At 68.1% G+C, this 13668-nt stretch carries 12 protein-coding genes; 9 read left to right on the top strand and 3 right to left on the bottom strand.

The window, feature by feature from the left end:
* The first annotated feature begins 209 nt into the window (after positions 1-209).
* The 9 genes from typA (at position 210) to ABZV77_RS04930 (ending at position 10349) form a co-directional block, all read left to right on the top strand.
* A complete protein-coding gene (gene typA / locus ABZV77_RS04970) occupies positions 210-2117 on the top strand; it encodes a translational GTPase TypA (protein ID WP_356250409.1) in 1908 nt (635 codons plus the stop codon).
* 479 nt (positions 2118-2596) lie between these two features.
* The gene (locus tag ABZV77_RS04965; protein ID WP_356250408.1) at positions 2597-4222 is read left to right on the top strand and encodes an ABC transporter substrate-binding protein; all 1626 of its coding nucleotides are present in this window, start codon (positions 2597-2599) and stop codon (positions 4220-4222) included.
* 81 nt (positions 4223-4303) lie between these two features.
* Positions 4304-5233 (top strand): ABC transporter permease, encoded by a 930-nt coding sequence (locus ABZV77_RS04960; protein ID WP_356250406.1) that lies wholly within the window; start codon positions 4304-4306, stop codon positions 5231-5233.
* A complete protein-coding gene (locus ABZV77_RS04955; protein WP_356250404.1) occupies positions 5226-6188 on the top strand; it encodes an ABC transporter permease in 963 nt (320 codons plus the stop codon). Before ABZV77_RS04960 ends, ABZV77_RS04955 begins: the two co-directional genes overlap by 8 nt.
* A gap of 11 nt (positions 6189-6199) precedes the next feature.
* A complete protein-coding gene (locus tag ABZV77_RS04950) occupies positions 6200-7261 on the top strand; it encodes an ABC transporter ATP-binding protein (protein WP_356250402.1) in 1062 nt (353 codons plus the stop codon).
* Positions 7254-8420 carry a dipeptide ABC transporter ATP-binding protein gene (locus ABZV77_RS04945; protein ID WP_356250400.1) on the top strand — a complete coding sequence of 389 codons (1167 nt, stop codon included), beginning with the start codon at positions 7254-7256 and terminating at the stop codon, positions 8418-8420. Before ABZV77_RS04950 ends, ABZV77_RS04945 begins: the two co-directional genes overlap by 8 nt.
* A gap of 85 nt (positions 8421-8505) precedes the next feature.
* Positions 8506-9030 carry a GNAT family protein gene (locus tag ABZV77_RS04940; protein WP_356250398.1) on the top strand — a complete coding sequence of 175 codons (525 nt, stop codon included), beginning with the start codon at positions 8506-8508 and terminating at the stop codon, positions 9028-9030.
* A gap of 79 nt (positions 9031-9109) precedes the next feature.
* The gene (locus ABZV77_RS04935; RefSeq protein ID WP_356250396.1) at positions 9110-9649 is read left to right on the top strand and encodes a SigE family RNA polymerase sigma factor; all 540 of its coding nucleotides are present in this window, start codon (positions 9110-9112) and stop codon (positions 9647-9649) included.
* A complete protein-coding gene (locus ABZV77_RS04930) occupies positions 9642-10349 on the top strand; it encodes a hypothetical protein (RefSeq protein WP_356250394.1) in 708 nt (235 codons plus the stop codon). The genes ABZV77_RS04935 and ABZV77_RS04930 overlap by 8 nt, the downstream gene beginning before the upstream one ends.
* A 150-nt stretch (positions 10350-10499) precedes the next feature.
* On the opposite strand, the gene ABZV77_RS04925 is transcribed toward ABZV77_RS04930, so the two are convergent.
* From ABZV77_RS04925 to ABZV77_RS04915, 3 genes are read right to left on the bottom strand one after another with little or no spacing between them, the layout of a single operon-like run.
* On the bottom strand, positions 10500-11540 hold the full coding sequence (locus ABZV77_RS04925) for a dipeptide ABC transporter ATP-binding protein (RefSeq protein WP_356250392.1): 1041 nt from the start codon (positions 11538-11540) through the stop codon (positions 10500-10502).
* A 26-nt stretch (positions 11541-11566) separates the two neighbouring features.
* On the bottom strand, positions 11567-12592 hold the full coding sequence (locus tag ABZV77_RS04920; protein ID WP_356250390.1) for an ABC transporter ATP-binding protein: 1026 nt from the start codon (positions 12590-12592) through the stop codon (positions 11567-11569).
* 12 nt (positions 12593-12604) lie between these two features.
* A complete protein-coding gene (locus tag ABZV77_RS04915) occupies positions 12605-13585 on the bottom strand; it encodes an ABC transporter permease (protein ID WP_356250388.1) in 981 nt (326 codons plus the stop codon).
* Positions 13586-13668: the final 83 nt, after the last annotated feature.

Here is a 13668-nt window from a genome sequence, read left to right as displayed (position 1 = left end):
CTTCCGGCGGGCAAGCTCGTGTTTACCCATTGACCTGCTGTTTCCCCAGAGTTCCCAAGGCTTTCCCCACCCCTGCGACGCCCCCGCGGAGGCTGCCTCCGCGAAGGACACGTAGACTGGGGTGAGGCCGTGGCGTGTCCAGCCCGGCAGGGTCCGCGTAACTCAGATGTACGCGCGACTGTCCACTCACTCCAGGAGTACGCCGCACTATGGCCACGCGCCACGACATCCGCAACGTTGCCATCGTCGCTCACGTCGACCACGGCAAGACGACCATCGTCGACGCCATGCTCAAGCAGGCCGGCTCGTTCGCCGCGCACGCCGCCGAGTCCCTCGACGACCGCATGATGGACTCGAACGACCTGGAGCGTGAGAAGGGCATCACGATCCTCGCCAAGAACACGGCGGTGAAGTATCACCCCAAGGACGGCGGGGATCCGATCACGATCAACATCATCGACACCCCCGGCCACGCCGACTTCGGTGGCGAGGTCGAGCGTGGTCTGTCGATGGTGGACGCGGTCGTCCTGCTGGTCGACGCCTCCGAGGGTCCGCTCCCGCAGACCCGCTTCGTGCTGCGCAAGGCCCTGCAGCAGCGGCTGCCCGTCATCCTGTGCATCAACAAGACGGACCGTCCCGACTCGCGCATCGACGAGGTCGTCAACGAGACGTACGACCTCTTCCTCGACCTGGACGCCGACGAGGACCAGATCGAGTTCCCGATCGTCTACGCCTGCGGTCGTGACGGCATCGCCTCGCTGACCAAGCCGGACGACGGCACGGTCCCGGCGGACTCCACCAACCTGGAGCCGTTCTTCACCACCATCCTGGAGAGCGTCCCGGCGCCGACGTTCGACGACGCCGCCCCGCTCCAGGCCCACGTCACCAACCTCGACGCGGACAACTTCCTCGGCCGCATCGCGCTGCTCCGCGTCGAGCAGGGCGAGCTGCGCAAGGGCCAGACCGTGGCCTGGATCAAGCGCGACGGCACGATCGCCAACGTCCGCATCACCGAGCTGATGATGACCGAGGCGCTCACCCGCAAGCCCGCCGAGATGGCGGGCCCCGGTGACATCTGCGCCGTCGCCGGTATCCCGGACATCATGATCGGCGAGACCCTCGCCGACCCGGAGAACCCGATCGCGCTGCCGCTCATCACGGTCGACGAGCCGGCGATCTCCATGACGATCGGTACGAACACCTCGCCGCTGGTCGGCCGTGGTGGCACCGGCAAGGGCGCGGACGCCAAGGCCGCGGTCAAGGACCGCAAGGTCACCGCCCGCCAGGTCAAGGACCGCCTGGAGCGCGAGCTGATCGGTAACGTCTCGCTGCGCGTCCTGGAGACCGAGCGCCCCGACGCCTGGGAGGTGCAGGGCCGCGGTGAGCTGGCGCTGGCCATCCTGGTCGAGCAGATGCGCCGCGAGGGCTTCGAGATGACCATCGGCAAGCCGCAGGTGGTCACCCGCCAGGTCGACGGCAAGACCCACGAGCCGGTCGAGCGCATGACGATCGACGTGCCCGAGGAGCACATGGGCGCCGTCACGCAGCTCATGGGCGTCCGCAAGGGCCGCATGGACAACATGTCGAACCACGGCTCCGGCTGGGTCCGCCTCGAGTTCGTCGTGCCGTCCCGCGGCCTCATCGGCTTCCGTACGGAGTTCCTGACGCAGACGCGCGGCACGGGCATCGCCCACTCCATCCACGAGGGCCACGAGCCGTGGTTCGGCGAGCTGAAGACCCGCAACAACGGTTCTCTCGTCGCCGACCGCTCCGGTGCCGTCACCGCCTTCGCGATGACCAACCTCCAGGAGCGCGGCGTGCTGTTCACCGAGCCCGGCACCGAGGTGTACGAGGGCATGATCGTCGGCGAGAACTCGCGCGCCGACGACATGGACGTGAACATCACCAAGGAGAAGAAGCTCACCAACATGCGCTCCGCCTCCGCCGACTCCTTCGAGGCGATCGTGCCGCCGCGCAAGCTGTCGCTCGAGCAGTCCCTGGAGTTCTGCCGCGACGACGAGTGCGTCGAGGTGACCCCGGAGGCCGTGCGCATCCGCAAGGTCGTCCTGGACCAGAAGGAGCGCGGCCGCTCGGCGTCCCGCGCCAAGCACAGCTGACCCACTGAGGTAGCCGGTCGGCGGCACACCGCCGCCTGAGAGGCCGATTTCCACCGCTCCCGAGGGAGTTGGGCGGAAGTCGGCCTCTTGTGTTTCTGCTGGCGGGTAGCGTGTGGCCACTGCTGCGCCGGGGGCTCCGGGCAACCGGTTTTTGGCTGCCAAGCGTCCGCTATCCGGACGTCACTGACCGTTAGATGTGTAACACGTCCGTTTCGCAACCATCTATCTCGGATCGGTTTGTCCGGATTTTGGAAGTTGTACGTGCCAGGTGTGATTGAACCGAGACCAAAAGGGTGTGGTCGGGCGGTACCTCATGGCTAATAGTTGACCGCGTATAGCTCGGGTCAATGGGTCACGCGCTGTGGGGAGCGCCGACTCACGAGCACACTGGGGTACTCGATCGTTGCCGTCAGGGGTGTCGGCGCGGTTTCTCGTACCCCCTCTTGTAGTGAACAAGTGGACTCATGAGGAGGAACCCCATGCGTGGTGCCAAGAGCGCCAAGTGGGTCGCGATAGCCGGTGTTGTGGCGCTGACGGCCACCGCTTGTGGCGGCGGCGACAGCGACAGCAATGGCAGCGGCAAGGTCGACCCCAAGGGGATCGTCAGTTACGCCAACGGCGAGCCGCAGAACGCTCTGCAGCCGTCGAACACCATGGAGGCGTACGGCAGCGTCGTCATCGACGCCCTCTTCACGGGCCTCGTGTACTACGACAAGCAGGGCAACATCACCTACGAGAACGCCGAGTCGGTCACCCCCGACAAGGCGAACAAGGTGTGGACCGTCAAGCTCAAGCCGGGCTGGAAGTTCCACAACGGTGAGACCGTCACCGCGAAGTCGTACGTCGACGCCTGGAACTGGGCCGCCGACCCGGCCAACGGTCAGCAGAACAGCTCCTGGTACCGCGACATCGTCGGCTACGACGAGGTCCACCCGGAGAAGGGCAAGGCCAAGAAGAAGGCCATGTCCGGCCTGAAGGTCGTCGACGACAACACGTTCACCATCACGCTGAAGAGCGGCGTCCCGTACTACGCGTACAAGATGGTGTACAAGCCGTTCTTCCCGATGCCCTCGGCCGCGCTGAAGGACCCGAAGAAGTACGGCGAGGCCCCGGTCGGCAACGGTCCCTACAAGTTCAAGAGCTGGGACCACAAGAAGTCGATCCAGGTCACCGCCTGGTCCGGCTACAAGGGCGAGGACAAGCCCAAGAACGGCGGCATCAACTTCAAGGCGTACACGACGCCGCAGGCCGCGTACAACGACCTGCGCTCGGACAACGTCGACACGATGCCGCTGATCCCGGACAGCGAGCTCGCCAACTTCAAGCAGGACTTCGGCGACCGCGCCATCGAGCAGGACTTCTCGGCGATCAACACGGTCAACCCGGCGTTCTACAGCAAGACCTTCAAGGACCTGGACGTCAAGGTCATCCAGGGTCTGTCGATGGGCATCGACCGCGACACCATCGCCAAGACGACCTTCGCGGGCACCCGCGAGTCGGCCACCGGCTGGGTCGCCAAGGGCGTCAAGGGCTACAAGGCCGGCGCCTGTGGCGAGTTCTGCAAGTTCGACCCGAAGAAAGCCAAGCAGTTCGTCAAGGACGGCGGCGGCGTTCCGGGCAACAAGATCTCCATCCAGTACAACGCCGACCAGCCCCACAAGGGCTGGGTCACGGCGGTGTGCAACAGCATCACCAAGTCGACCGGCGTGCAGTGCGTCGGCGACCCGAAGACCGACTTCCAGGCCGACACCGAGGTGCGGGACAAGAAGCAGGTCAAGGCGATGTACCGGTCGGGCTGGGTGCTCGACTACCCGTTCAACGGCAACTTCCTCGCTGACCTCTACGGGACCGGCGTCGACGGCAACAAGGGCGGCTTCTCGGACAAGAAGTTCGACGAGCTGACCAAGAAGGCCGACGCGGCGAAGACGATCGACGAGTCCGCCGAGCTGTACCAGAAGGCCGAGGAGGAGCTGCGCAACACCTTCCCGGGCATCCCGCTCTGGTACAACAAGACGCTCTCCGCGCACTCCAAGAACGTGAAGAACGTGGTGTTCGACCAGGCCGGTGACCCCGTCCTGTCCGACATCCAGGTCTTCGAGAAGTAGTCGACGGAGGTCCGTCCCCAAGCGACGCCCGGTCACCACCGGGCGTCGCTTGGGGCGGCTCCGGATTGGACGGAGGCACCAATGGGGCGCTACGTCGCACGGCGACTGCTCCAGATGATCCCGGTTTTCATCGGGACAACACTGCTGATCTTCATCATGGTCAATGTCCTCCCCGGCGACCCGGTACGGGCGCTGTGGGGCGACAAGCCGCCGGACCCCACCCAGGTGGCGCAGATCCGGCACGACCGTGGTCTGGATCTGCCGCTCTGGCAGCAGTACCTGCATTACATGGGTGGTCTGCTGCAAGGAGACTTCGGCAACACCATCGCCGGCAACCGGCCGGTGCTCGACGAGATCACCCAGGCATTCCCGGTCTCCATGAGACTGGCCTCGATGGCCTGGACGTTCGAGCTCGTCGTCGGCATCACGCTCGGTGTCCTCGCGGGCATCCGACGCGGACGCTTCGTCGACAACACGGTCACGCTCTTCACCCTTCTGGTGATCTCCGTCCCGATCTTCGTGGTCGGCCTGCTCTGCCAGCTGTTCTTCGGCAACGAGCTGGGCTGGATCACGCCCACGGTCCAGGACTCCGAGAACATGGGCCAGCTGCTCGTGCCCGCCCTGGTGCTCGGAATGGTCGGCCTCGCCTATGTGGCCCGGCTGACCCGCACCTCGATCGCGGAGAACCGCCAGGCCGACTACATGCGCACCGCGGTCGCCAAGGGCCTGCCGCGCCAGCGCATCGTCACCCGGCACCTGCTGCGCAACTCGCTGATCCCCGTGGTCACTTACCTCGGTACGGACGTCGGCACCCTGATGGGTGGCGCGGTCATCACCGAGGGCATCTTCAACGTGACGGGCGTCGGCAACCTGCTCTTCCAGGCGCTGGCCCGCCGTGAGGGCGCGGTCATCGTCGGTGTCGTCACCGTCCTGGTGCTCGTGTACCTCGCAGCCAGCCTGATCGTCGACCTGCTTTACGCGGTCCTGGACCCGAGGATCCGTTATGCCTGATCTGACCAAGACCTCGACCACCGAAGAGACCGCGGCGGCACAGGACGAAGTCGTGGCGGGTTCGGCGGTCTCCGCACCGGCCTCGACGGGCAAGCCCCGCAGCCTCTGGGGCGACGCCTGGCGCGAGCTGCGGCGCAATCCGCTCTTCGTGATCTCCGCGGTCCTGATCCTGATCCTGCTCATGGTGGCGGCCTTCCCTGGCCTGTTCACCGGGACGGACCCCGACACCGGCGACCAGGTCAACCACTTCCTGGGCAAGCCGGAGCTCACCCACTTCTTCCAGGCGGACTGGTTCGGATACGACAGGACGGGCCGCAGCATCTACGCGCGTGTCGTCCACGGCGCGGGCAACTCCATCCTCGTCGGCGTCGGCGTGACCGTGCTCGTCACCCTCTTCGGCGGCCTGTGCGGCATGCTCGCGGGCTACTTCGGCGGGTTCTGGGACAGCCTGATCTCGCGTCTCATCGACGTGTTCTTCGGTATTCCGTTCCTGCTCGGCGCGATGGTCGTCCTGAACGCCTTCACCGAGCGGACCGTGTGGGTCGTCATGGGCGCACTGGCCTTCCTCGGCTGGACGCAGATCGCCCGCGTGATGCGCGGCGCGGTCATCACGACCAAGCACGCCGACTATGTGATGGCGGCGCGCGCGCTCGGCGCCGGGACGAAGCGGATCCTCTTCCGCCACATCCTGCCGAACGCGATCGCTCCGGTGATCGTCGTGGCGACCATCTCGCTCGGCACGTACATCGTGGCCGAGTCGACGCTGTCGTACCTGGGCCTCGGCCTCGGTGACGGTGCCATCTCGTGGGGCGGCGACATCTCCGACGCCACGCAGGACATCCGGAACAACCCGCACACGCTGTTCTTCCCGGCAGGAATGCTGAGTATCACGGTGCTGGCGTTCATCATGATGGGCGACGCCGTACGCGAAGCCCTCGACCCGAAGCTGCGCTGAGGGAGGACAACGTGACCAGCATCGACCTCAAGACAGACTCTGTCCCCGCCCCCCGCTCGGGCGAGGAGAAGAGCGGCCGCCTCCTGGACGTGAAGGATCTCCACGTCGAGTTCCACACCCGCGAGGGCGTGGTCAAGGCCGTCAACGGCGTGAACTACAGCGTGGACGCGGGCGAGACGCTCGCCGTCCTCGGTGAGTCGGGCTCCGGCAAGTCCGTGACCGCTCAGGCGATCATGGGCATTCTCGACATGCCGCCCGGAAAGATCCCGCAGGGCGAGATCCTCTTCCGCGGCCAGGACATGCTGAAGATGTCCAACGAGGAGCGCAGGAAGACCCGCGGCCGCAAGATCGCGATGATCTTCCAGGACGCGCTGTCCTCGCTCAACCCCGTTCTCTCGGTGGGCTACCAGCTCGGCGAGATGTTCCGGGTGCACGAGGGCATGGGCCGCAAGGAGGCCAAGGCCAAGGCCATCGAGCTGATGGACAAGGTCAAGATCCCGGCGGCCAAGGAGCGGGTGAACGACTACCCGCACCAGTTCTCCGGCGGTATGCGCCAGCGCATCATGATCGCGATGGCGCTCGCCCTGGAGCCGGACCTGATCATCGCGGACGAGCCCACCACGGCGCTCGACGTGACGGTCCAGGCGCAGGTCATGGACCTGCTGGCCGAGCTCCAGCGCGAGTACAACATGGGCCTGATCCTGATCACCCACGACCTCGGCGTCGTCGCCGACGTCGCGGACAAGATCGCGGTCATGTACGCGGGCCGGATCGTCGAGACCGCTCCGGTGCACGAGCTGTACAAGCGCCCGGCGCACCCGTACACCCGCGGCCTCCTCGACTCGATCCCGCGCCTGGACCAGAAGGGCCAGGAGCTCTACGCGATCAAGGGCCTGCCGCCCAACCTGCTGAAGATCCCCGGCGGTTGTGCGTTCAACCCGCGCTGCCCCAAGGCGCAGGACATCTGCCGCACGGAGGTCCCGGCCCTCGTGCCGGTCACCGAGCAGGACGGCGCGGAGCTGTCGGGCCGCGGCAGCGCGTGCCACTTCTGGAAGGAGACGATCCATGGCTGAGCCGATCAAGGCTTCGAAGCTCTCGAAGACGGACGAGCCCGCCGACGCGACGCCGAACGTCTCCGACGTGGAGACGGTGGACGCCGCCACGGCCGACGAGGCCGTCGCGGCGATCGAGGCGCCTGCCGAGCGCGGCGAGCCGATCCTCCAGGTCCGCAACCTGGTCAAGCACTTCCCTCTCACCCAGGGAATCCTGATCAAGAAGCAGGTCGGCGCGGTCAAGGCGGTCGACGGCATCTCGTTCGACCTGTACCAGGGCGAGACGCTGGGCATCGTGGGCGAGTCCGGCTGTGGCAAGTCCACGGTCGCCAAGCTCCTGATGACCCTGGAGCGGGCCACGGCGGGCGAGGTCTTCTACAAGGGCCAGGACATCACCAAGCTGTCTGGGCGCGCGCTGAAGGCCGTCCGCCGCAACATCCAGATGGTGTTCCAGGACCCTTACACGTCCCTGAACCCCCGGATGACGGTGGGCGACATCATCGGGGAGCCCTTCGAGATCCACCCCGAGGTGGCCCCGAAGGGTTCGCGCCGCCAGAAGGTCCAGGACCTCCTGGACGTGGTCGGCCTCAACCCCGAGTACATCAACCGCTACCCGCACCAGTTCTCGGGTGGCCAGCGCCAGCGCATCGGCATCGCGCGCGGGCTGGCCCTCAACCCCGAGATCATCATCTGCGACGAGCCGGTCTCGGCCCTGGACGTCTCCGTCCAGGCCCAGGTCATCAACCTGATGGCGAAGCTGCAGGACGAGTTCAACCTCTCCTACCTCTTCATCGCGCACGACCTGTCGATCGTCCGGCACATCTCGGACCGCGTGGGCGTGATGTACCTCGGGAAGATGGCGGAGATCGGCTCGGACGAGCAGATCTACGAGCACCCGACGCACCCCTACACCCAGGCGCTGCTGTCGGCCGTCCCCGTCCCGGACCCGGAGGCCCGCGAGGGCCGCGAGCGGATCATCCTCTCCGGCGACGTCCCGTCCCCGGCGAACCCGCCCTCGGGCTGCCGCTTCCGCACCCGGTGCTGGAAGGCGGAGGACAAGTGCTCCAAGGAGATCCCGCTCCTCGCGATCCCGGAGCGGTTCAAGGGCCAGGACACTCCGGCGGCTCATGAGTCGGCGTGCCACTTCGCCGAGGAGAAGGACGTCGTGCACGCGGCGTGACCTCTCCGAACAGACGCCTGTGCTCCGCGAACACGATGTTCGCGGAGCACAGGCGTTTTCCTCTCGTAGCCACGGAGGCGGCGCCATGAGCCTGTCCCTGCGCCCCTGGCGGGAGGCGGACGCCGCAGCCGTCCTGGCCGCCTTCGGCGCGCCCGAGATGGCCCGCCAGGCCGACGAGCCGGTCGACTCCCTCGATGCGGCCGCCCGTTGGATCACCCGCAGGGCCCGGGACCGCGGCACCGGCAGGGCGTACGCCTTCGCCGTGTCGGACGAGAACGGCACGGCACTGGGCAACGCCGCGGTGGGCGCGGTGAACAGGAACCACTCCACCGGCTGGGTGTCGTACTGGACGACTCCGGAGGCGCGGGGCAAGGGCGTGGCCGCCCACGGGTGCGCGGCGCTGGCCCGCTGGGCCTTCGGCGAACTGGGCCTCTTCCGTCTGGAACTGGGCCACCGCACGAACAACCCCGCCTCGTGTCGGGTGGCCCTGGCCGCCGGTTTCGCGGTGGAGGGCCTGCAACGCCAGAAGCTCTCGTACGACGGGGTGCGGTACGACGTGGAACTGCACGCCCGACTCGCGTCGGACCCGGTGCCCGGAATCCGGCTGTAACAACTTCCGTCCGCCCGGCGTGTACCAGTCAGAAGCGGCGGGCGGAGGTGCGCGCCGGACGAGCGATGGACGGGGGACGATGACGACGCGGTCCGAAGAGACAGCGCGGGGACAGGGCGCCGACTTCGACGCGTTCTACGCCGCCACGGCCAAACGCCTGGTCGCCACGGTCTATGCGATGACCGGCGATCTGGCGGAGGCCGAGGACGCGGTGCAGGAGGCGTACGTACGGGCGTGGCAGCGGTGGGACCGGCTCACCCGGGAGGGCGATCCACTGCCGTGGGTGCGCACGGTGGCCTCGCGGCTCGCCATCAGCACCTGGCGGCGGACCCGCAACCGGTTGCGCGCGCAGTTGCGGCACGGCCCCGGCGCCGATGTCCCGGAACTGTCCGCGGACCGGGTGGCGCTGGTCGAGGCCCTGCGTCAACTCCCGCCCCAGCAACGGCAAGTGGTGGTCCTGCACCACCTCCTCGACCTGCCCGTGGAGCAGGTGGCACAGGAGACCGGCGCCTCCAGCGGCGCCGTGCGCACCCGGCTCAGCCGGGCCCGCAAGGTATTGGGCGAACGCCTCACCGACACAGGGGCGTTCAGCACGGAGGGGGCGGCGAGCCATGGCTGAGATCAAGGGGCGGACCGAGGTCGAGGGACTCCTCGACGACGTCCAGCTGCGCCTGCCGGACGGCGCCGAGCTGCGGGCCAGGGGCGGCAGGCGGCAGCTCCGGCGCCGCATCGCGCTGTCCGCGGCGGCGGTCGCGGCCGTGGCGGGGGCGGTGGTGTGGGCGGCGGCGCCCGGGGGCGGGGACGGCGGCAGGGACGTGCGCCCGGCGGACCGGCCGACGGAGCGGGGCGTGTACGAGAAGACGGACACCTCGTACAGGAAGAACGGCGTGGTGCACCTGCTGGGCGCGAAGAAGCTTCCGCTGTACGGGAAGTGGCACTGGCAGGACAAGGAGGATCAGGGCGTCGACGCGGAACTGAGCATCATGAAGATCGGGATCAACGACGTCGGCTGCGCGCCGCTCGGTTCGGGCGACGAGCCGGGCCACGGCCGCTACACCCGGACCTACCGGGGTGACAGCAACGCTGCCGCCCGGCACCGCTACGCGGAGTTCGGCCGCGCCGCCGACGCGGACGCGGTGGTCCGGCACCTGCGCAACGTGCTCCACGACTGCGGCATGGAACGGCGTGGGGAGGGGGCGGCCGCGTACTACACGGGGGTGGGTACGGGCCCGCGGTCCCACCTGCGCGTGTACCTGGAGCAGGGCGAGAAGTGGCTGTCGGTGGTGGAGACGCTGGACGACTTCGACCGGTCGTCGTAGGACACGGGTACGGGCACGGCCCCGCATCCCGACGGAAGGCCCGCGCCGCTCCAGGGCGGCGCGGGCCTTCCGCGTGTCCCGGCTCCGGGCGACGCGCCCAGCTCGGGTCAAGAGGGGGAGGGCGGGGCCGGGGCCGGGGGCTGTGCGGGACTACAGCGACTTGCGGGCCCCCGGGACCGCCAGCTCCGAGGCCGTCTCCGGGTAGTGGCACGCCGTCAGATGCCCCGCCCCGTTCCCGTCGATCTGGACCAGCGGCGGGTCCTCCGACGCGCACTTGTCCGTCGCCTTCCAGCACCGCGTGCGGAAGCGGCAGCCCGAGGGCGGGTTCACGGGGGACGGCACGTCGCCCTTGAGCAGGATGCGCTCGCGGCGCGGGACGTCGTCAGGGGTCGCCTCGGGGACCGCCGACAGGAGCGCCCTGGTGTAGGGGTGGCGCGGGTTCCCGTAGAGGCTCTCGCGGTCGGCGATCTCCACGATGCGGCCCAGGTACATCACGGCGACGCGCTGCGAGAAGTGGCGTACGACGGCGAGGTCGTGGGCGATGAAGAGGAACGCGATGCCCAGGTCCTTCTGGAGCTGCTGGAGCAGGTTGACCACCTGCGCCTGGATCGACACGTCCAGGGCCGAGACCGGCTCGTCCGCCACGATCAGCTTCGGCTCCAGGGCGAGCGCCCTCGCCACCCCGATGCGCTGGCGCTGGCCGCCCGAGAACTCGTGCGGGAAGCGGTTGAAGTGCTCGGGGTTGAGGCCGACCGTTTCGAGGAGCTCACGGACGCGTGCCTCGCGGCCGCCCGCCGGGTTGATGTCGTTGACCTCCATCGGACCCGCGATGATCTTGCCGACCGTCTGGCGCGGGTTCAGCGACGCATACGGGTCCTGGAAGATCATCTGGATCTCGGAGCGGACCGGCGCCAGCTCCTTGCGCGAGGCGTGCGTGATGTCCTGGCCGCGGTAGGAGATCTTCCCGCCGGTCGGCTCCAGGAGGCGCGTGATCAGGCGGCCCGTCGTCGACTTGCCGCAGCCGGACTCGCCGACCAGGCCCAGGCTCTCGCCCCCGCCGACGGTGAAGTCCAGACCGTCCACCGCCTGCACGGCGCCGATCTTCCGCTTGAACGGGAACCCGCCCATCACGGGGAAGTGCTTGGTCAGCCCGCTGACGTCCAGAAGAGGAGAGGGCGTGGTGCTGCTCATCGTCGTGAAATCCCGTCTCTTGTACGTCAGTCGGTGCGCGTGCCCGCGAAGTCCGCGAAGAACTCCGTGCGCTGGTCGGCCGTGAGGTGGCAGGCCGCGCCCCGGCCCCCGGTCAGTTCGAGGAGCGGCAGCTCGCCCGCGCAGCGACCGTCCCCGACCTGCTCGGTGAACGCGCACCGCGGGTGGAAGCGGCACCCGGAGGGCGGGTTGAGGAGGCTCGGCGGGGTGCCGGGGATCGGCGAGAGCGGCACGTCCACGGGGCCTTCCAGGGAAGGCATGGAGCCCAGCAGGCCCCAGGTGTAGGGGTGCTGCGGCGCACGCAGGACCTCCTTCTTCGTGCCCCGCTCCACGCACCGTCCGCCGTACATCACCAGGACGTCGTCCGCGATGTCCGCGATCACGCCCAGGTCGTGCGTGATGAAGATGATCGCCGTGCCGAACTCCTGCTGGAGGTCCTTCAGGAGGTCCATGATCTGCGCCTGGACCGTCACGTCGAGCGCGGTGGTCGGCTCGTCGGCGATCAGCAGCGTCGGGTTGCAGACCAGCGACATCGCGATCATCGCGCGCTGGCGCATACCGCCGGAGAACTGGTGCGGATAGTCGTCCACGCGCAGGTCGGGCTGCGGGATGCCGACCTTCGTCAGCATCTCGATCGACCGGTCCCTGGCCTCCTTCTTGGAGGCGCCGGTGTGCTTGCGGAACGTCTCGCCGATCTGCCGGCCGATGGTGTGGTACGGCGACAGGGACGCCAGCGCGTCCTGGAAGATCATCGCCATCTTGTTGCCGCGCAGCTGCTCCAGCTCCCGCTCGGTGGCGGTGAGCAGCTCCTTGCCGTCGAGGAGGATCTCGCCGTCGATGGCGGTGCTGTCCTTGTGGTGCAGGCCGAGGATCGTGAGGTTCGTGACCGACTTGCCCGATCCGGACTCGCCCACGATGCCGAGGGTCTTGCCTTTCTCCAGCTCGAAGTCGAGGCCGTCGACGGCCTTGACCATGCCGTCCTCGGTGGAGAAGTGGACGCGCAGGTCGCGTACGGAGAGGAAGGGGGTGCTCATGGGTTCCGGCTCCTAGGCGAGGCGCACGCGCGGGTCGATGAGGGCGTACACCGCGTCGACGAGGATGTTGAAGACGACGATCGCGGTGGCTGCGACGAGGACGACGCCCAGCAGCATGGGCAGGTCACTGGTGTTGACCGCCCGTACCGAGAGGTCGCCGATGCCGTGCAGTGCGAAGGTCTTCTCGGTGATGATCGCGCCGCCGAGGAGTACGCCGAGGTCGAGGCCGAAGATCGTGACGATCGGCCCCATCGCCCCGCGCCAGGCGAAGCGGAAGAACACCGAGCGACTGGAGAGCCCCTTGGCGCGCGCCGTGCGGACGTAGTCCTCGCTGAGCGTCTCGACCATCTGGGAGCGCGTCATGCGGGTGTAGTTCGCCGTGAAGATCAGCGAGAGCACCAGCCAGGGGATCAGCAGTCCGGAGAACCATTCGCCGGCGTTCTCGGTGATCGGCGTGTACTGAGGCCGGTCCATCCACTGCAGCTGGTGCACGAAGAGGAAGACGGCGAAGACGCCGACGACGTAGATCTGCAGCGAGGAGGCGATCAGCGAGGCGGACGAGGCGATCTTGTCGAGGGCCTTGCCCTGCTTCACGGCGGCCAGCATGCCGGTGCCCACGCCGAAGACGACGAACACGGCCGCGGCACCGAGCGAGAGCGACACGGTGGTCGGGAAGCGGTCCAGGATGGTGCCGAGGACCGGCTCACGGTTGCGGAACGAGTATCCGAGGCAGGGCGCGGGACAGTTGCCGTACGAGCCGTAGTCGCGGCCCATGAACAGGCCCTCGAACCAGTGCCAGTACTGCACCGGCAGCGGGTCGGCGATGCCCAGGTTCTGCCGTACCAACGCCAGCGTGTCGGGCGAGCAGACCTTGCCGCAGGCGAGACGGGCCGGGTCGCGCGGGGCGGCGTAGAAGAGAACGAAGACGAGGACGCTGATGATCAGCAGGATCACCGCGCCACCGACGATGCGGCGAAGGAGGAAGCGGAGCATGGCAGTTGGTTTTCCTGACGGATGCCGTGGGTGCCGTGGGTGATGAGGGGGCGGGGCGGTCCTCGGCGAGGAGCCGCCCCACC

The organism is Streptomyces sp. NPDC004732 (genome assembly GCF_040609235.1).
Classification (GTDB): Bacteria; Actinomycetota; Actinomycetes; order Streptomycetales; family Streptomycetaceae; genus Streptomyces.
Note: the sequence above shows the minus strand (reverse complement) of the source record. Positions and strands in the feature narration are given on the sequence as shown.

Excerpts from the sequence above, each read along its gene's own strand:
- ABZV77_RS04925 (WP_356250392.1), bottom strand. The coding sequence starts at position 11,540 with ATGAGCAGCACCACGCCCTCTCCTCTTCTGGACGTCAGCGGGCTGACC.
- ABZV77_RS04945 (WP_356250400.1), top strand. The coding sequence starts at position 7,254 with ATGGCTGAGCCGATCAAGGCTTCGAAGCTCTCGAAGACGGACGAGCCC.
- ABZV77_RS04935 (WP_356250396.1), top strand. The coding sequence starts at position 9,110 with ATGACGACGCGGTCCGAAGAGACAGCGCGGGGACAGGGCGCCGACTTC.
- ABZV77_RS04955 (WP_356250404.1), top strand. The coding sequence starts at position 5,226 with ATGCCTGATCTGACCAAGACCTCGACCACCGAAGAGACCGCGGCGGCA.
- ABZV77_RS04930 (WP_356250394.1), top strand. The coding sequence starts at position 9,642 with ATGGCTGAGATCAAGGGGCGGACCGAGGTCGAGGGACTCCTCGACGAC.
- ABZV77_RS04965 (WP_356250408.1), top strand. The coding sequence starts at position 2,597 with ATGCGTGGTGCCAAGAGCGCCAAGTGGGTCGCGATAGCCGGTGTTGTG.
- typA (WP_356250409.1), top strand. The coding sequence starts at position 210 with ATGGCCACGCGCCACGACATCCGCAACGTTGCCATCGTCGCTCACGTC.
- ABZV77_RS04915 (WP_356250388.1), bottom strand. The coding sequence starts at position 13,585 with ATGCTCCGCTTCCTCCTTCGCCGCATCGTCGGTGGCGCGGTGATCCTG.
- ABZV77_RS04920 (WP_356250390.1), bottom strand. The coding sequence starts at position 12,592 with ATGAGCACCCCCTTCCTCTCCGTACGCGACCTGCGCGTCCACTTCTCC.
- ABZV77_RS04960 (WP_356250406.1), top strand. The coding sequence starts at position 4,304 with ATGGGGCGCTACGTCGCACGGCGACTGCTCCAGATGATCCCGGTTTTC.
- ABZV77_RS04940 (WP_356250398.1), top strand. The coding sequence starts at position 8,506 with ATGAGCCTGTCCCTGCGCCCCTGGCGGGAGGCGGACGCCGCAGCCGTC.